This window comes from Microcoleus sp. CAWBG640 (assembly GCF_020883015.1).
Taxonomy (GTDB): domain Bacteria; phylum Cyanobacteriota; class Cyanobacteriia; order Cyanobacteriales; family Microcoleaceae; genus Microcoleus; species Microcoleus anatoxicus.
In genome coordinates this window covers 1-18,147 of record NZ_JAHRFC010000087.1, presented here as the reverse complement: position 1 = coordinate 18,147, position 18,147 = coordinate 1, and the positions used below count along the sequence as shown (strand labels likewise).

The 18,147-nt window shown below is 45.1% G+C and carries 20 protein-coding genes; 12 read left to right on the top strand and 8 right to left on the bottom strand.

What is annotated here, in order from left to right; translation table 11 throughout:
• Positions 1 to 797, bottom strand: a 797-nt coding sequence (locus AAFP11_RS25695) for a calcium-binding protein (RefSeq protein WP_341739572.1), incomplete at its 3' end; no start/stop codon positions are given.
• A gap of 1,532 nt (positions 798 to 2,329) precedes the next feature.
• Between AAFP11_RS25695 and AAFP11_RS25690 the strand changes: the two genes are divergently transcribed.
• From AAFP11_RS25690 to AAFP11_RS25665, 6 genes are all read left to right on the top strand, one after another.
• A complete protein-coding gene (locus tag AAFP11_RS25690; RefSeq protein ID WP_341739571.1) occupies positions 2,330 to 4,654 on the top strand; it encodes a CHAT domain-containing protein in 2,325 nt (774 codons plus the stop codon).
• 71 nt (positions 4,655 to 4,725) lie between these two features.
• Positions 4,726 to 4,926, top strand: coding sequence for a hypothetical protein (locus AAFP11_RS25685; RefSeq protein ID WP_341739570.1), 201 nt, complete (start codon positions 4,726 to 4,728; stop codon positions 4,924 to 4,926).
• A gap of 64 nt (positions 4,927 to 4,990) precedes the next feature.
• Positions 4,991 to 5,113, top strand: a complete 123-nt coding sequence (locus AAFP11_RS25680) for a hypothetical protein (RefSeq protein ID WP_341739569.1) — start codon at positions 4,991 to 4,993, stop codon at positions 5,111 to 5,113.
• Positions 5,114 to 5,387: 274 nt separating this feature from the next.
• Positions 5,388 to 5,693: a hypothetical protein gene (locus AAFP11_RS25675; protein ID WP_341739568.1), complete on the top strand. Its 306-nt coding sequence runs from the start codon at positions 5,388 to 5,390 to the stop codon at positions 5,691 to 5,693.
• A gap of 91 nt (positions 5,694 to 5,784) precedes the next feature.
• On the top strand, positions 5,785 to 6,195 hold the full coding sequence (locus AAFP11_RS25670) for an AbrB family transcriptional regulator (RefSeq protein WP_340520587.1): 411 nt from the start codon (positions 5,785 to 5,787) through the stop codon (positions 6,193 to 6,195).
• Between the two features lie 90 nt (positions 6,196 to 6,285).
• On the top strand, positions 6,286 to 6,753 hold the full coding sequence (locus AAFP11_RS25665; RefSeq protein WP_340541195.1) for a regulatory protein RecX: 468 nt from the start codon (positions 6,286 to 6,288) through the stop codon (positions 6,751 to 6,753).
• A gap of 145 nt (positions 6,754 to 6,898) precedes the next feature.
• Here AAFP11_RS25665 and AAFP11_RS25660 read toward each other — a convergent pair whose 3' ends face one another.
• Positions 6,899 to 7,324 carry a DoxX family protein gene (locus AAFP11_RS25660; RefSeq protein WP_341739567.1) on the bottom strand — a complete coding sequence of 142 codons (426 nt, stop codon included), beginning with the start codon at positions 7,322 to 7,324 and terminating at the stop codon, positions 6,899 to 6,901.
• Between the two features lie 535 nt (positions 7,325 to 7,859).
• On the opposite strand from AAFP11_RS25660, the gene AAFP11_RS25655 reads away from it, so the two are divergent.
• A complete protein-coding gene (locus AAFP11_RS25655) occupies positions 7,860 to 8,114 on the top strand; it encodes a hypothetical protein (RefSeq protein WP_341739566.1) in 255 nt (84 codons plus the stop codon).
• Positions 8,032 to 8,301, top strand: coding sequence for a hypothetical protein (locus AAFP11_RS25650; RefSeq protein ID WP_341739565.1), 270 nt, complete (start codon positions 8,032 to 8,034; stop codon positions 8,299 to 8,301). Before AAFP11_RS25655 ends, AAFP11_RS25650 begins: the two co-directional genes overlap by 83 nt.
• 115 nt (positions 8,302 to 8,416) lie before the next feature.
• Here AAFP11_RS25650 and AAFP11_RS25645 read toward each other — a convergent pair whose 3' ends face one another.
• Positions 8,417 to 8,632, bottom strand: a complete 216-nt coding sequence (locus tag AAFP11_RS25645; RefSeq protein WP_341739564.1) for a hypothetical protein — start codon at positions 8,630 to 8,632, stop codon at positions 8,417 to 8,419.
• Positions 8,633 to 8,734: 102 nt separating this feature from the next.
• Between AAFP11_RS25645 and AAFP11_RS25640 the strand changes: the two genes are divergently transcribed.
• From AAFP11_RS25640 to ureG, 4 genes are all read left to right on the top strand, one after another.
• Entirely contained in the window at positions 8,735 to 9,232 is a 498-nt protein-coding gene (locus AAFP11_RS25640; RefSeq protein WP_341739563.1) for a DUF4168 domain-containing protein, read from the top strand.
• A 167-nt stretch (positions 9,233 to 9,399) separates the two neighbouring features.
• Entirely contained in the window at positions 9,400 to 9,837 is a 438-nt protein-coding gene (gene ureE, locus AAFP11_RS25635; RefSeq protein WP_341739562.1) for an urease accessory protein UreE, read from the top strand.
• A gap of 86 nt (positions 9,838 to 9,923) precedes the next feature.
• Positions 9,924 to 10,613 (top strand): urease accessory protein UreF, encoded by a 690-nt coding sequence (locus AAFP11_RS25630; protein WP_341739561.1) that lies wholly within the window; start codon positions 9,924 to 9,926, stop codon positions 10,611 to 10,613.
• Between the two features lie 30 nt (positions 10,614 to 10,643).
• A complete protein-coding gene (ureG, locus tag AAFP11_RS25625) occupies positions 10,644 to 11,240 on the top strand; it encodes an urease accessory protein UreG (protein WP_341739560.1) in 597 nt (198 codons plus the stop codon).
• A 284-nt stretch (positions 11,241 to 11,524) separates the two neighbouring features.
• Here the strand turns inward: ureG and AAFP11_RS25620 are convergent, their stop codons facing one another.
• The 5 genes from AAFP11_RS25620 to AAFP11_RS25600 all read right to left on the bottom strand — a co-directional run.
• Positions 11,525 to 12,415 (bottom strand): methylenetetrahydrofolate reductase, encoded by an 891-nt coding sequence (locus AAFP11_RS25620; protein ID WP_341739559.1) that lies wholly within the window; start codon positions 12,413 to 12,415, stop codon positions 11,525 to 11,527.
• A gap of 170 nt (positions 12,416 to 12,585) precedes the next feature.
• Entirely contained in the window at positions 12,586 to 13,596 is a 1,011-nt protein-coding gene (gene trpS, locus AAFP11_RS25615; protein WP_341739558.1) for a tryptophan--tRNA ligase, read from the bottom strand.
• A gap of 197 nt (positions 13,597 to 13,793) precedes the next feature.
• A complete protein-coding gene (locus tag AAFP11_RS25610) occupies positions 13,794 to 15,227 on the bottom strand; it encodes a hypothetical protein (RefSeq protein ID WP_341739557.1) in 1,434 nt (477 codons plus the stop codon).
• Positions 15,227 to 15,568 (bottom strand): hypothetical protein, encoded by a 342-nt coding sequence (locus tag AAFP11_RS25605; protein ID WP_341739556.1) that lies wholly within the window; start codon positions 15,566 to 15,568, stop codon positions 15,227 to 15,229. The genes AAFP11_RS25610 and AAFP11_RS25605 overlap by 1 nt, the downstream gene beginning before the upstream one ends.
• Positions 15,569 to 15,910: 342 nt before the next feature.
• The coding region (locus AAFP11_RS25600) for a CHAT domain-containing protein (protein WP_341739555.1) at positions 15,911 to 18,147 on the bottom strand (2,237 nt) is incomplete at its 5' end.

The following is an 18,147-nucleotide window of genomic DNA, read 5'->3' as shown; positions in this document are numbered from 1 at the left end:
ACAATACTGTCGTCGCCGTCGTCACCCATGCAAGTGTCGTCGCCAATACCTCCTATAACGGTATCGTCGCCTTTACCACCGTTAACTTGGTCGTTGCCGGTGCCGCCGTCGCAATTGTCGTTGCCTAGGTCCCCTCTGACGGTATCGTTGCCTTCGCCACCCTTGGAGGTATCGTTGCCTTTGCCGCCGTAGACGCGATCGCTGCCGCTGCCGCCATCAACGTCATCGTTGCCCTCGTTACCGTATACGAAGTCATCGTCATCATCACCTTTGCAGGTATCGTTGCCGCTACCGCCAGTAATGGTATCGTTGCCTTTGCCACCGAAGATGGAGTCGTTGCCACTGCCGCCGTCGCAGTTGTCTTTACCGCTATCGCCTCGGATTTCGTCATCGCCATCGTCACCATCGCATTTGTCGTCATCTTTACCGCCGTAGATTTTATCTTTGTCACGGCTGCCTTTGATGTCGTCTTTGCCTTTTTTGCCGAAGATCGACTTGTTACCCGTGGTGGCGGTGATTAAGTCATCGTCATCGGTGCCTTCGATGGTGTCGCCCTTTTCTTTGATGCCTTTGGTGTCAACGCTCCGATCGGCGCTACTTTCTTCGGGTGTGTCGTTAAATGCACTCTCGTTTTTGTTGTCGTCAACGGTGTTGTTCAACTTTTGGGCGATCGCCTCTTCAATTAATTTTGTGAAATCGGGAGCGGAGTTATCAGAGTCGGAACTTTCAACCAAACTATCACCTCGATCGGGAAACAGTGTCCCCGACAGATTAGCCAACAACATTTCTTCTTCCATCTTTAGTTATTCCTGCCTACGAATTGATGATGAAAATGGAATTATTTCCTGCTAAACTAGGAGCTAGAAAAATACTTTCAAGCTTTTTTGTTTTGCCTAATAGAATGGGTTCTGCAAGGCAATTTTTAGCAAGATATTCCTGTTTGATTCTAAAGCTTATATTTGGTAATTGCAAGTCTTTTTTTCGGGAATTACTTACAAACAATAATCGAGATGCTAAATACAGAGTAAGCTTGACCTTACACTACGTTTACTCGTGTTTCTGCGTATTTTCCACAGTTCAAGACCCTGATTTTAAATTGTCTACGTAATTCCAACGATATAATTCGCTGAATTTTTACTTGCAATGTACAAAGCCCAGCCCATAACTACCCTAAACACTAAATCCTCAAAATTGAGCGGGCTTTTTTAGAGATCTAGCAGGGATTATATTGAATTTTTGTAACAATCCCTTGACAACAATCTGTGGACAACAACCCCAAGGATGATAAATTACCTACAGGTGCAGGATTCTATAGACAGTGACTTAAAATTCCTGCTTCTAGTTCCCGATAATTAATTATTGTTTTATATAGTTTACTGATGCAAACATTTGTTTTTGTTTTGGATGTGGCAATCTCGTTGACCGCCCCTTTGCCCGATCGGAGTGGAAAAATATATTTCGATCGGTAAGTAGTAAAAAACAGACCAAATTATATCTATCTCAAGACAGATTATGAAAATAGCCAGAGAAAATGGAAAAGGTAAAAATGTAATATAGCCTTTCTAACTCTCCTATGAGGTACGAGCGAGAATTGGTAATAGGTAATAGGTAATAGGTAATTGGTAATGGGTAATTGGTAAATAGTGATTTGTTTAGCGATGACGACGGAGGGTTGAGATTTTAAATTGGGGATACTAGATAAACATAAGCACAAGCCCGCAGATTTATTGAGGCCGGTGCTCTGGAGGGGGGACAATGCCAAATCCCCCATCGTAAATGCCAAAGGCTAAATCTACAGACCAATTAGCTAATTGACACACTATGGAGGTAGGAGATGGAGGGCAGATGGTAGAGGATAAGCGGTGGCAACATTTCCCTCCCAGGCACTCTCCCCCAAAAATTACCTCAACTTTGTTAGCCATATTACCCTGAAACTGGTGGGTGAGAGTAGAAGTAATTCTAATAAGAACTAAAGATCCGCCTGGTAAAGTGCTCCCAAGTTAACTTCACCATGCAATGAAAAACTTGAGTTTACCGCCAATGTAAAGGGGTCTGTGGTAGAGGTGCAAAATGTCAAAAATAGGAATATTTAAGTTAAGTAAGCTTTCCAAGAGCCACAAGGCCATAAAAACTAATAAACTGTTATTAAAGTACAAGTTTTATAACCTCAAAGTGTTTGAGCAAATATTTCGCAACCAGGCGATAGCCAGATGGGAAGACGCCGATTCAGAAACTTTGATTGAAAGAGTAAACATAAGTTGGCCAATTGTTATTGCTAGTGACAAAAACCTAGGAAAGTTCAGAATTGAGGCGGGAGGGCATTAAATCTGTGAGCCAAGAATTTAGACTGTCTGTCACCCCAGTTGAGGATGACGAATACTTTGTGCGGACAGAAAAGGTTGCACCCGGTGTACCCTTGGGAGAAGAAAGAGTCCGCTGGCCGATCGACCAATGGCTGGCTTTGTCTGCCGAACTGATGAATGACCCCTTAATGGGCTTGCTTCAGGGAAAAACCAGTCGCGTGCTGTCGCGATCGGCAAAAAATCCAGCACCAAATTTAGTAGCCCTCGGCCAACAATTACACAGTGGGCTATTTCAAGGGCGGTTGCGCGATAGCTGGACTTGCGCTCAAGGCATAGCACAGCATCGCCGAGAAGTGCTGCAACTGCGTGTGGGAATCAAAGACAGACGGTTGTCACGGTTGCCTTGGGAGGTTCTACACGCTGACGATCGCCCCTTGGCCACTGGCACTGATGTGGTCTTCTCGCGCTACCACACGGGTACAAACATAGTAAAACCAACTCACATTATTCCCAATAGCGGCCCGTTAAGGATTTTAATGGCGATCGCCTCTCCCAGCGATCGAGACAGCTTGCAACTAAAGCGAGAAGTTCTTCACCTGCAAGAAGAACTCCAAAACCGGACTGTGAACCCCCTCAAACACAACCTGCACGCGCCAGAGATTCAATTGACAATTCTCGAACAGCCCGATCGAGAACAATTAACCCAAGCCCTAGAACAAGGACACTACCAAGTTCTGCACTACGCAGGACATAGCAACTTGGGTTCCAGAGGTGGCGAACTTTACCTAGTCAGCAGCCGCACCGGCTTAACCGAAACCTTAAGTGGCGACGACTTAGCAGGTTTGCTAGTCAACAACGGCATTCAAATGGCCGTATTCAACTCTTGCCGAAGCGCCTACAGCAATGCCTCAAAGCAAGGGGAAGATAGCCCCGAACGCAACTTAACAGAAGCTTTGGTCAAGCGGGGGATTCCTGCGGTGTTAGCAATGGCAGAAAGCATCCCCGACGATGTGGCCCTGACTCTGACACGGCTGTTTTACCGCAACTTGAATCAAGGCTATCCAGTGGATCTGAGCCTGAGTCGGGCTAGAGCGGGACTGATTACTGCCTACGGTTCTCATCAGTTATACTGGGCTTTGCCGATTCTCTACCAGCACCCCGAATTTGACGGCTATCTGACAGGTACTCCTACTCAACAAGGGACAGGAGATTTTTTGCAGCCCAAAAAATCCCTAGCGTCGGAAACGCAGCCACTGTTGGCTGGTGCCAAATCGAAGACTTGGAATTCCGCTAATGTTGAGGAAGAAGCAGACTGTGCTGATGGGGAAGTCAGGAGCCATTTTCCAGACAAATTAGGGTTTCCCATGAATGGGCGGGAGCAAAATTCTGCTCTCTCGACTGTAAATGCCCGGTCTCCACTTCCGGCAGTAACACCCCCCATTTCTACTCCTGGCTCTTCCCTTGCTACTACTCAACAAAGTCGGACTCCAGTAGCTACTGTCAAACCAGTCAAAAAATTGGGATGGAAAAAATATCTGACTGTGACGTTTTGTGCGTTGCCTCTGGCTTTGGGGGCTGGTTTTTTGGGGTGGCGGCAATTGCAAAACAGCAATTCCAAACCCGAAGAGTTATTACCGACGGTGCGGACTCCTATTTCCCAAGGTTATCTACAAATACAGCGGGTAAATTTGGCACAAACTCAGACTGCTAAAGTAATGGCGATCGCCCTCAACAACTTTCAGGCTGGGGAGACTTGGGCCGGTCTTAAAGCCACAGAAGCATTGCTCGATCGAGTAGCACTGCCACAGGCAGAAGGTGCTCTGCAAGCTGTCCCCAAATTTGCCCTAGATCAGCCAGAAGTTAATTTTCTTAAAGGTCGTTTGGCTTGGCAATTTCAACAAATCGGCAACAAAAAATACAGTGTTGACGACGCGAGGCGTTCCTGGGAGATCGCTCTCAAGGCACGTCCACATTCTCTGAAGTATCGGAATGCTTTAGGTTTTGCTTATTATGCTGAAGGTAATTTCGAGCGTGCTTATCAAGTTTGGGCGGAAGTGCTCAATTCCATCGCACCGATTCCCAACAAACCAACTGCTTCTGTGTCTGTGCAAGCGGGCAATGATATTTTAACTGCGATCGCCGGTTTGGGAATGGTGATGGCAAAACCTCTTCTCAACCTGACACCTCAACAGCAAGCAGCTCGTTTGACCAAAGCGATCGAATTTCGCCAACAAGTGATGGCTAGCGATCCGCTGAGTTTTGGGGCTGATGCCCTGGCGAAAAATTGGCTGTGGTCCGAGGCCGCAATTCGCGATTGGCAGTCCCTGCAAAAGTTGCAAAAAGCGCGATGATCCATCGAAAGTATTGAGCAATATTCTAGTGTTCTGATTCTCTCTATCCACTGTTAAAATGTACAATTTTTGTGACCCGATCGACAGGCCCACTCAGCCCAAATATGCTGGTGGGCAAGTGTCGATCGGCTTGTGCGATCGGGCAAATTGATTTAGGGAAGAACGCACAATTGGAGCAGAAAGAAGCAGAATTTGAGGGGAAAATTCAACAAAATCAATGGTTTCAGCAATTAAAAAAGTCCTGTGTGCCAAGGCATTTGCTCTACCTCTAGGGTCCTGGATCGTTTTTGTGCCAAGAGTGAGGCTCAGGGACGACTTTGCCTTGGTGGTGGATTTGTGGCTGATGGTGCTTTGGGAGCGACAACCTACAGGGAACCAGTAGAAATTCAGTACATTACTTCCGCAAATCAGTGCCAGGAACGGCTGTTAATTGGTGGTGTGGCCAATATTTTGCACTAGCTGTCACGGCGGTTGCGCGATCGTTTGTACCAGTGCCCATTGAGTGCCTTTTGGGCTAAAACCTGTGCAACGGCTAGGGCAAATTTTACCCAACTCCGATCGGATTGCCATCCCCCTGGTCTGTTCTCTACAAGTTATATGGTGAACAGTTTAATAGAAGATTCCTCCCAGGGATTTGGGGTTTTGAGGTCATTCCAGGGGCGAATAACTGGCTTTTCGAGTAGGTGCCAGTGCCATTGACAATCAGTACCGCTTCATCTTGTTGAGGTAAAATTTGGTAAAATTTCATCCCGCAGCGATCGGCGGTTTCCACAGATTTCCTCTACCTGGTACCCTAGGTATTTCCAGCGATCGCGCTTGGCTTTTTACTTTAATGGCAGACCCGATCGGGGGACTGGTGAAAGCTGCTGAACAGACTTTACTCTCCAAAAGTAAAGTCTTTAATTTGCAGCAACAATCCCGGAGTCGATCTCCGTCGCGAGCTCAATCATCAGGATTGAGCAGCAAATATATCACAGATCCAGCATCTTTAGTTTCAGACCAGACCAGACCGGCCGCAGAAATTAATCCAGAATCTTAATATTCAGAATTCTTAGTATTGACAGTCAAACAAAGTTCATCTAATGTGTTGTAATTGATATAAGTAAAGTCCAATAAGCGAGGTACGGTCAATGGCAGAAACAGCAACAGCACCCTTAACAGGAAAAGGTCTGCTTCAAAAAATCAAAGGCAGCGATTTGCCACGCAGAGAACTGGCAAAGCTTTGCGGCTACTTCACAGTGAGCAAGAGTGGAGAAACTCGGATTAACTTGGCTGAGTTTTACGATGCAGTGTTAGCTGCTAAGGGAATTGAGCTAGAGAAGTCGAAAGCTGATGGACGCGGACGAGAAGCCAGTTATCGAGCTAGCGTTCACAAGAATGGTTCCATCGTGATCGGGGCAAATTATACCCAAGAAATGGGATTAAAGCCCGGAGACGAGTTTGAAATTAAACTCGGATACAAGCACATTCGCTTGATTCAGATCGATGTGGACAGAGCTGATGTAGACATGGACGATCAAGAGGAGGATACAGAAGAATAGCAGCGAACCTGATGCAGTCAGCCGATGGTAAGGCGACTAAATTTGGCATTCACTGTATGAATATTTGCGCGCCAACCTTCGATTTAACTGATGAGCTGTCTTGACTATTTCTATTTTCTCTTGTCTCGCAAAGACTACAGTGCCTCTGAACTTCGCAAAAAGGGGCAAGAGAAAGGTTTTGGCCAGGTCGAAATATTGGAGGCGATCGCGCAAATTCAAGACCGGGGCTATCAGTCCGATACTCGCTTGGTGGCAAACTCGATCGCCTCTGCTGCAGGCAAATACGGGAAGTCTGCCGTCAAGCGCAAGTGCTTGCAAAAAGGAATTTCCAGCGATTTGTTCGAGCAAGTTTGGGAGGAAGAATCTGCTGAAAATGTAGACTCCGAAGCAGAAAAACTTGCCGGATTAAAAGCCAAAGTCATGCGAAAATACAAGATTGATACTTGGGATAAAGTAGATCCAAAGACCAAGGGTAAAGTCTTGAATTACCTCCAATACAGGGGGTTTAATCCCTTTGAAATTTGGCAGCAGTGGCAGCAGGAAGAAGCAGACGAGTAATTTACTAGGACCAAGCTCGATTTAAGAAGCCCCCAGTTCGGCAAACTTAACTGTACTGCTGTTTTGGGGGTCCTATTCTATGTTGTCAGTTTTTCTAACTATGGGACTTAGATCGCCTTAAAATCGTGATTGTAGTCAAACTGCTTCATTGAGGGTTTTGTACTCTCTCCGAAACTACAGAATTCCCCTCCATCCTTTGATCGGGTTTGGTATAAACCCAAGCCCAAGCAATTAAGACAGCTTGAAAAGGCAGCCTGAACCAATACAGAAGTGGGTGGTGGGGAATCCCTTCTATGGGAATGCTGTTGATGGCCTGATTAATATTAGCTGGAAACACGGCAATAAACAGAGCAATTAATCCCCAGGCGGCGGCGCGACTCACGGGAGGAACTAACAGCCCAATGCCTCCCAAAATCTCGAAAAAACCGCTGATATAAACCAATGCTTCTGGGTAAGGAAGCTGGGGTGGCATGATTTTGATAAAAGGTGCGGGGACTGCAAAGTGGAGAACCCCGACAACACTAATAGCCACTGCGAGAATAACTCGCCAAATTTCTTTTTGAGTTTTCATGGGAGAGCATTAATTAAAAATTGTAAATTTGCAGCAATAATCCTTGCCAAAATCCGCTGTTTGTGAAACAGTTACCCAGTTTTCCCCGTCAACAACTAACCGCTAGGGGAACTTTGACAAACGGCTGCGGATTGTCACCCAATAAAACAGCGCGGGTGTTTTATCAAAATCTTAATCTCCCGTTGCCGGATCTCGCCTCTGTCCTCCGGCAGTTTTACTAAAAAAAATAGCATACCCAGATTCCCAGACAACTAAAAGTGCTGCGGGACTCTCATACCAAATCCTCTCTTCATCGTCCTGTATTAAACTCTCTCTTCTCTTCCTTCGCGTCCTTAGCGCCTTCGCGGTTAAATCACCTGACGATACAACCGGAATTGATATCACAGGAGATCTTGTTAGTTTTAATGAGGTTGATTTAAGTTGCAACTCAAAACTAGAAAATCTATCCAAAGCCCTATGTCTCATGCCCTAGGTTGATTTGGGCTGGCATTGCTAAATTAGAAATTGAGGTAATGCGATCGGGAATTTAGCTTTCATGACAGACAAACAGCAGCAACCAACAGAGGAAATCAAGCCCCCAGCAAATTCGGTTTGTGAGGCGTTTCAGATGCAGCTAAAAACGGCTATCTCTGCTGCGGAAACGGCGACGATCGCACTTAACGCGATCGGTGTAGCAGGAACGGAAATTGGCGCTGCTGGCGGTGGATTTGGTAGCAACGACACAGTTGCAAGCCCAAATGGTTTATCAGATTGCTGCGGCTTACGGTATGGATGTGCGCGAACCAACTAGGCGAGCGGAAGTTTTGGCTATTTTTGGCCTGTCGGTGAGTAGTTCGGAAGTGCTGAAAGTGCTTTTTGGTGGGCTGCGAAATGTGCCACTGGCAGGAATGGCGATCGGCGCGAGTACCAATGCTGTGATGTTTTATACGGTGGGGTACGCTGCTTGTAGGTTTTACGAGTCTAAGGGAGTTGTTTGATTTTTGACAGGGCGATCGCCCAGGATGTCAAGTGATTTTAGATTTATTTAAACTTTCTTAATCCCCATTGATTATGAGAAAAAATAGTCTCCTTTTCTCTAGCAATAAATCACGCTCAAAAATTCGTATTTTCGGAAGTTCCCAACGATGTTAGAATATGTAATGTCATGGAAACAATGTTATTAACTGCCGCGTGAGCCACAGGCTGTTTGCCGATGCGGATCGACCAGATAGGCAAGCTATCAATATATGTGGCTAGAATTAGCTGTAGCATCCAGCTAAATGCGATCGCCCTGAGAAAATCCCAAACTATTCTGCGAAAATATAACATTTTTTTCCTGGCAGGAACTTTCTTGCCACCAAATTATTCAAAAAGATTGAGCCTCCCAGCCCTGTGTCATTTTTATCTAAACACAAGCAATCACCGACGACCATGAACACTTCACTTAACACCCCTAAATTGCATCTCAATCGAATGCTGAGGCAATCCCTGCTAGCAAGCATCATCTCCGCAGCAGCCTTGGCTAGCGGATGGGTTCCCGGTTTTTACGGCAATTCGCCCAGCCTGGTTTTTGGATCGAGCGCCCAAGCTCAAGAGATTAGCAGAGAGGAGATTACTAGCTACGCTCGTGCTGTCTTAGCAATGGAACCTAGACGCGAGAAAGCTTATAGAGAAATAAAGGGAATGGCACCAGGTGGAGCGGTTCCAAGAGTATTGTGCAACGAAGCTCAGGGAATCAATAGGCTTTCTGGAAACATTCGCGGCGTGGCAGTAAATTACTGCGACGAAGCTAAAAAAATTATAGAAAATAATGGTTTGACAGTTGCTCGCTTCAACCAGCTTACTTTGCTCCAGCAAGCTAATCCGGCTGTCAAAGCACAAATTCAAGCCGAGTTGGTACGGCTGCAACAACAAACTGCTAATCCATAGTGATTGGCGATTGGTGATTGGTGATTGGTGATTGGTTATGGGTGATTGGTTAGTGCCAATAGCTAATCACCAATTCCCGATTCCCCATTCACAGGAAAACCCCGATAAATAAGATATTCCTCAAAAATAGGTGCGACATTAAATCCTGTGAGGGATAAAATATAAATATGCTAATTTTTACAAAACATTTGCCTGCAAATCCTGATGCTGTAGTCAGCTTTGTTTTACCCCTGACTGCGGACGATCGCACTCGCAGTCGTCACCGATTTGAAACGGATGCCGGGGAAGTGGTAAACTTGCGTTTGCCCAGAGGTACTGTACTGCGCGATGGGGATTTATTGCAGTCGGAAGACGGTAATTGTTTAGTGCGAGTCACAGCCAAACCAGAAGCAGTGCTCGCAGTACGCGCTGGAAATCGGCTGCTACTGATGCGGGCGGCCTATCATTTAGGAAACCGCCACGTAGCTTTAGAAGTGGCTGATAATTATTTAAAGTTTTCTCCAGATTCAGTCTTGCAGGGAATGCTGGAAAAAATGGGTTTGGAAGTAACAGAAGAAATTGTACCATTTCACCCAGAAGTGGGAGCCTATGGTCATAGCCATTAAGATTTGAGATTTGAGATTTACCATTAGTTTGATTCATTGAAGAAGAAAGAAGCGAACAGAGAACAATCAACAGTTAACAATCAACAGTGAACAGTCAACTTTTATGTTTATTGCAGCTAGCTTTTGCACCTGTGGGAGCTTATAGTTATTCTGAAGGGCTCGAAATTTTAGTAGAAACAGGTGAGATCGATAGCGAAGTTAGCTTGAGGAATTGGTTGCAAGACTCCCTGCAATTCGGGGCGATTCGAGTAGAAGCTGCGCTGGCGGTACGGGGTTTGAGAGCGGCTAAAAAGGAAGATTTAACAGCTTTGAGTTACTGGAATGGATGGGCGACGGCGACTAAGGAAACTGAAGAATTGCGATCGCAAAGTTGGCAAATGGGACGGACTTTGATGCGGTTATTGCTAGATTTGCGATCGCCCACACCGGATGGATTAACGAAAATAGTACCAGAATTCGTGGCATCGGAGGGTAATCAGTGCAATTTTGCGATCGCCTTTAGCATTGCTTGCGCTTGCTGGCAGATTGAAGAAGAAGCCGCCGTGTTAGGATATTTGTACAGTTGGGCGACAAATTTGGCGAGTGCGGGCGTGAAATTGATTCCCCTTGGTCAAACAGCCGGTCAACAATTATTGTTAGATTTGCACTCACAAATTAGCTTTACTGCCCAAGAAGTTTTAAAATTAGAAGATGACGACCTTGGTAGTTGTAGTTGGGGATTGGCCCTAGCTAGTATGGCCCACGAAACTCAATATACTCGATTATTTCGCAGTTAAAAATCAGACAATCTCAAATCTCAAATCCCTATGAGTGCTTTTCGTGTTGGAATTGCGGGCCCTGTTGGTTCGGGAAAAACAGCTTTACTTGATGCTTTGTGCAAATCCCTCCGTCAGCACTACAAGATGGCTGTGGTGACTAATGATATCTATACTCAGGAAGATGCACAGTTTTTGGTGCGGAGTCAAGCTTTGGATAGCGATCGAATTTTGGGCGTAGAAACCGGAGGCTGTCCCCACACGGCTATTCGGGAAGATGCTTCGATCAATTTAGTGGCTATTGAACAATTGGAATACAAATTCACTGACTTAGATTTAATCTTTGTCGAAAGTGGGGGGGATAACTTAGCGGCAACTTTTAGCCCAGAGTTAGTAGATTTGACAATTTACGTAATCGATGTGGCTGCGGGAGACAAAATCCCCCGCAAAGGAGGACCAGGAATTACTAAATCGGATTTGCTGGTAATTAATAAAACAGACCTCGCACCCTATGTGGGAGCAGATTTAGGAGTGATGGAACGGGATACTAAAAAAATGCGTGGGGAAAAACCTTTTGTCTTTACTAATTTAAAAACCCAGGAAGGATTAGAATCGGTAGTTAATTTTATCCGCTACCATATAGTCTAGAATTCTCTTGAAATTAGATATCTAATTAGTCGAAGGGAGCATTTTTAAAGGTAGTTAATTAATCTAATATCGTTGACAGTTGCATGGTCATGATTTAACCTTACTAGGACACAGAGAACACAGAGAGATTAGAGAGATTAGAGAGAAATGAATACAGGACGATGAAGAGAGGAATTGATATAACTCAGAAGTTGTTGGATTATCTACAGCGGGGAAAAGCGGGTTTACTAAATCATTAGTTTTAGACATGGATAATTTATACAACCCGCCCCTAGGATTTAATGTTAGTTCATGGGTTTGATTCCTGCCAAATCTAAAATTTGAGGAATTAAATCTTCCCGCTTGACAGCCATCATGTGAACTCCTTGACAAATTTGTCGCGCTAGCTTAACTTGTTCGGCGGCAATTTTTATGCCTTCCTGTAAGGGTTCTGGAGCTTTTGCCAAACGATCGATCGTCTCTTGTGGTATATGAACTCCCGGCACATTCTTTTTGATAAATTCAGCATTTTTAGCGGATTTAAACAGAAAAATTCCTGCTAAAACTGGTTTGTTAGAACCCGCAGCAATGTGGTGCATAAACTTATCTAAAATTTTAAAATCTGTTATTAATTGACTTTGAAAAAACTGGGCTCCTGCTTCTAATTTTTTCTCAAATCGACTTTGTAAACCTGACCAACTGGGGCATTGCGGATCGACAGCGGCACCGGCAAATAAATCAGTAACTCCATCTGTTAAAGGTTTGTCATTCCAGTCTTTGCCGCTGTTCATTTTTTGAATAGCTTGCAGCAGTCGCACTGCTTCAAAATCAAATACACTTTTGGCTTTTGGATGGTCTCCGGCTTTGACGGGATCGCCCGTTAGTGCTAATATATTGCGAATACCTAAAGCCTGTGCTCCCATCAAATCTGCTTGCAGGCCAATTTGATTGCGATCGCGACAAGCAACTTGACAAATCGGCTCAATGCCGTGCTGCAATAAAATTACGGATACTGCTAGGGGAGACATTCGTAGCACTGCACGACTGCCATCGGTGATATTAATTGCGTGAACGCGGTTTTTGAGCATTTCAGCCATTGCCAGGGTGTGAGTGATATCACCGCCTTTGGGGGGGGCAACTTCGGCGGTAATTATAAATTCTCCGGGGGTGGTGCAAGCAGTGCGAAAACGATTCATTATTTGTTGACAGTTGACGGTTGACAGTTGACAGTTGGCAGTTGGCAGTTGGCAGTTGGCAGTTGTTAGTTGGCAGTTGGCAGTTGTTAGTTGGCAGTTGGCAGTTGGCAGTTGGCATTCTCAACCAATAAACCAATAACTAATAACCAATAACAACTAACCAATAGCAACTAATTTGGTAAAGAATAACCAAAAGCTTTTTTAACCTTAGTTAGAGTTTGGTTGGCAATAGCTTCTGCTTGTTCCTTTCCACGACGCAGCACCGACTCCAAATATCCCCGATCGCCCATAATTTCTGTATATTTATCCTGAATCGGTTTCAGGGCATTGATTGTAGTCTCTGTCAACAGGGGTTTAAAGTCACCCCAACCCATATTTTCACACTCCGCTGCAACTTCTTCCTTGGATTTGCCGGAAAGCAGCAGGTACAGGGTGAGTAGGTTTCTGGCTTCGGGGCGATCGGGGTCATCAAAGGTCAAACCTCGCACCGCATCTGTTTTGCACCGCTTAATTTTTTTGGTAATTGTTTCTGGCGAATCCAATAAATTAATTCTACTCAGTTCGGAAGGGTCTGATTTCGACATTTTACGAGTGCCGTCTGTCAAGCTCATCACCCTCGCGCCGTCAGTCCGAATTAATGGTTTGGGAAGTTTCAATACAGGTTTTTCCGGTGTGCCAAATTGGTGATTTAATCTAATAACTAGATCGCGGGTTAGTTCCAAATGTTGTTTTTGGTCTTCTCCTACTGGCACTTGATCTGCATCGTAAAGCAAGATATCTGCGGCCATTAATACGGGATAATTAAGCAAGCCTGCGTTAACATTTTCTCCTTGTTTAACTGCTTTTTCTTTAAACTGAATCATATCTTCTAGCCAGTTAATCGGCGTAATGCAGTTAAGCAGCCACGCTAGTTCTGTATGAGCAGGAACGTGGGATTGTATGAAAATAGTAGAATATTCCAAATCGATGCCGCAAGCTAAATAAAGGGCGGCGATGGTGTAGCTGTCATTAGCTAGAGTTGCGGGATTGTGCGGTGCGGTAATGGCGTGCAAATCGACTACGCAAAAGTAATTTTCGTACTGACTTTGGATTTCTACCCAGTTGCGAATGGCACCGAGATAATTGCCGAGGTGTAAATTGCCTGTTGGCTGAACTCCTGAAAGAACGCGCTGTTTGCCCATGAGGAAAGAGGAGAATTTAAGTCACATTCCTATATTGACACGTTATCTCGATCTAAGTCAAATATAACTCGGCGGTTGAAACCGCGTCTACACAAACGAAGTCCGCCTGCGCGGACTCAAGAATCAACGGGTATTTAAGGCGGATTATTTTTATAAATAGGTTTAAATCCCAGTCTGAAAAACATCCCTGTCAACTGTCAATTGTTTTTTGGTTTAGTGAGGCACCAAGTGATGCTGGCTGCGAAAAGGGCGATCGCAAAACTCAAGGCAAACGAAAATAGAAAGGGATGCAACTGCATTAAAACAGGAATTTTATAGTTTTGGACTGTCTGGAATACTTCGTCTGTGCCGCTGGATGCTGCAATTCCTCCGGCTGCTAAACCGACACCGATCGCCTGTACTGTGCTTTCTAGGCGATCGTCCCGATTTTTCTCTCCTAGTTCGCTCTTGCGGAGTGCGAGTTGGTTGGTGCGATCGCTCCTGGCTTGTTCTATTTCTACTATGCCGCGAATTGAGGCGATCGCCTGTTCGATTAAGTTTGTGCCGTGTCGGAAATATCCTAAGTCTCCGGCAATTTGCGATCGCATATAAGGAGCCGTTTTTCTACTGAAGTGATTTAATATAGATGGTTCTTCCTTATCGCTTTCTACTTTAGCATAAATTTGAGTAAATTTCTCATCATAATTGTTAAGATTTATCGCAATTGTATTGTCATAATCTTCTAATTTTGTCAGCCCTTCAGTGTAAGTCAGTGCTGTTTTCAGTAGCTTTTTCAATTCCTCCTTAAATTCCTGTAAATTTTCTGTAGTTAAATCGCTGCCTAGTTCATCTATTCGCTGCTGCAAGCAATTAACATTATCCTCCACTTGTCTGTAAAAATCAAACATTATGCGGTGAATTTGCCTGCTGTTGTGAAAGGCTTTAATGATTTTATTCCGGTAGTAAAACAAGTCTACTATTTCCTGCTGGTAGGTAGTAAGCTTATCTTCGGATGCTTCGCTGTCGGGGAACCAGACAAGCAAGTGCCGATAATTAGAATTTTGCTTGATTAAACCGTATTCAAAAATCGGACTTCCAAATAAAACGTCGGCGCGATTGAAAGCAGGGCGATATTTTTCGGGAAGTAAAGCATTACAGCATTTGTCAGCTAGAGATTGCAGGTTTTCGTGACTTGGTGATTCTGATTGCGGGGGTAATTTAGCGGTAATTAGAATTGTTTCACCTATAAAGTCTTCCCCGGTAACAATTCCCAATAAATTTTCGGGGTTAAATGTACTCAACCATTGCGGGGAAACTTCCTCTGCACAAGTATCGGGGAAACCGACATTCAACCACAGCGCATAACTGTCTCCAATTTTGATGGGTTTAGCAAACCCGCTGGCTTCTAATTCGCTGTGATTGTAGCTGACTTTTGTTTCAAAACCTAAGCTAATATCTGGCAACAAATCAACCCGAAGATTAAATGATTGTTCTGAAAAGTCCAGACTGGTTTTGAGTTTTTTGGTGGTAAATCTTTCTAAAAAATCGTCGCCCCAATTCCAGAGGGGATTATCTCTACCGCTGATATCGCCGATTAGGTGGAAGGCAAAAACGTAGATATTAGGTTTTAAAATTTTTTCAATTTCACTCATTAATTTTTAGGAGTATCAGATATCCGCTTCTCTAAAGATTGTATCAGCAGTGGAAATCGGCGGGGAAATTGATTTTCTGAAATATTTTCGTCTTTTTGCGGTTGGCTGGCTTTAGGGATAGCTTTGCCCCTGGTGGCGGCGGCTTTCACTGCTTCTGTGATTTCGCGATAGTTGCAACACCAATCACTCAGAATATCGGAGATTGCTTGATTTGATTGATTGTCCGCAGCCACGATTATTTCTTCAAGGGTCTTTAAGGCTGCTGTGGCTGGTTCGGAAAACAAATTGGGACTGGTTTTCAAGACTTCTAGAAAGGAGTTAATCATTATTTCTGGGTTCATGGTTTGATTTACCTCTTGTAGTTTAGGATTGTGTCATTTTACCATATTCACCAAGGACACGGCACTGCCGTTTCGCTACAAATATCAATGGTAGGGAAACGGCATTGCCCATTAGTGTCAACTTAAGCCTGAAAGCCCTGATAAATCTGGTTTTTACCTCAGTCTAGATCCCCCTAAATCCCCCTTAAGAAGGGGGACTTTGATCGGACTCCTGTCCCCCCCTTCTTAAGGGGGGTTAGGGGGGATCTGGCCTTAATCGTCAAACAGTAGTTTCTGAAAGGGTTTGGCGTTAAGTTGACACCTATGGGCATTGCCTTATCTGATTGCGGTGTCACTACAAAACTATTGACCAACCGCACAAAAAGCAGCCCAGAAATGGGGAGATTGGTAAGGTGTGTTTTCTGGTTCTTCACCCCATGCAATATAATCTTGCATTCCGTCTTTCCTTTCATCTGAAATTAATTTACAACCTGCAACCCAATCTACCAAATCTTGCACCGTTGCATCCCGCAGCCACAACTGAGACTCCCGCAAAGCAATCGCCACCGGCGGGCGAGTTTCAGACAGGAAAAGCTCATAAAATCTTATCATCAAAATTGCGGTAGATACGTCATTGACTGCCCACAAAGTGCTGAGTACACTCGTCGCCCCGGCATAGAAAAAACCGCTAGTCAATCCGATATACTCATCTGTGGTATTCCTGGCATCGGTTAACCCAGTTTCACAGGCAGAAAGGGCTACTAAACGGCACTTACTTAACTGCAAATCAAAGATTTCTGTCAGTGTCAAACATTCTGCAATGTCGTAGGTTTCGCCTCGGCGGGAACGGATATAACGCTTTTCCTCGGAGGGAACCCCAGGCTGGGCGGGCACGCACCATCCACCGCCCCTACCAAGGGGGGGAGTTTCATTCTCAGACAAATCATCGTTTTGTAGGGGTAGTGGACGGTGCGGGTCTACCCTCTTCATCAAGGATTTTGCAGGTGTTTCAGGGATTAGGGCGGGCACGGGGGCACCGCCCCTACCAAGGGGGGGAGTTTCTTCTCCTGTCTCCCCCCTTACCAAGGGGGGAGTTTCTTCTCCTGTCTCCCCCCTTACCAAGGGGGGAGTTTCTTCTCCTGTCTCCCCCCTTACCAAGGGGGGATTAAGGGGGGTTACTTTTGCGCCGGCTAGGATTAATGCGGATTTTTCGGGATTATCAAAGTCGAAGAAGCCGTGACAGGAAAAGTGGGCGATATCGGCATTTTGCAAGCTGGCAATTTGTTGTTGCAATCCTGCTTTGCTGGCGTTTTGCCGACTCAATATTTCCGCAGGATTGAAGGATTTGGCAATGGCTTCGACTTCGATGTCGGTGAAGTCTAAGTCTTCTGTCGGGTTTTGGATGGCAAAAAATTTGCTGGGTGATGTGTCTTCGGCTGTCAAGTTTTCCCGCTGAGATAATTGCAAAAGTTGGCAACTGGGTGTGTATCTCACGCCACCGGGGAAAAGTTCGAGAAGACATCCAGTTTCTACGGTTTTGTCGGCTTTTTGTCGGCTGCTGGTGAGGGCGTGTAGGGGGAATAGGTGCAGGTATCGGAAGGGAACTAAGATTAATTTTTGGCAGTTTTCGGGGAGGCGAGAAATTATTTCGTCGATGTGCAGAATCTGGGCTAATCTTTCCAGGCGGCTGTCTAGTTGGTTTTTCCAGTTGTCGTATTTTTCCTCGTCTTTGATGTCATCGAGATATTCCTGTTGTAACTCTTGTAATGCTTGCAAGTCTTGATAGGAAGATTGCCAGATATCCGGTTGAGGAGAGTCGCGGGTGACAATGAAAACTTTAAAGCCGTTGTAGGTAATGTACCATTCTAAAATTGCTTCGTTTTCAGCTAACAGGCTGCGAATTTCTGCAAAACTAATCCGCTGTACTTGGCTGGGGAGGCTGCGGGCTTTGTGAAACAATTCTACGAGGTTTCGGGTTTTGCTGCGTTCGACGTATTCTAGGGCGGCAGTGGAGTTTTCCATTGCTAGGCAAACTTCTACCATTGACTGATAAAGTATATTCCATTCTTCAGCTAATTTCTGTCTGTCTGCTTCGCCGCCGATAATGATTTCACTCCGCATTAATTCGACTGTCTCGATGGCAGAGTTAAAGGTATTGTAAGCTTCTGGGAGTTGGGAATTTTTCTGGTAGGCAACTCCGAGACGATATAAGGTGTTAGCATTCTCTATAGGAAATGCGTCGCGGGTGTAAACTTCCAAGGATGCCTCACAAGCTGCGATCGCCAATTCCAGATTCTCGGCTTTTTCCCCTCTGATTCTGTAGAGGTACGCACTCGCCAAATTATTTTGACTCCCTGCCCATTCAAAGGGAAATGCGTCGCGGGTGTAAACTTCCAAGGATGCCTCAAAAGCTGCGATCGCCAATTCCAGATTCTCGGCTTTTTCCCCTCTGATTCTGTAGAGGTAAGCCATCCCCAAATTATTTTGACTCCCTGCCCATTCAAAGGGAAATGCGTCGCGAGTCCAAACTTCCAAAGATGCCTCATAAGCTGCGATCGCCAATTCCAGATTCTCGGCTTTTTCCCCTCTGATTCTGTTTT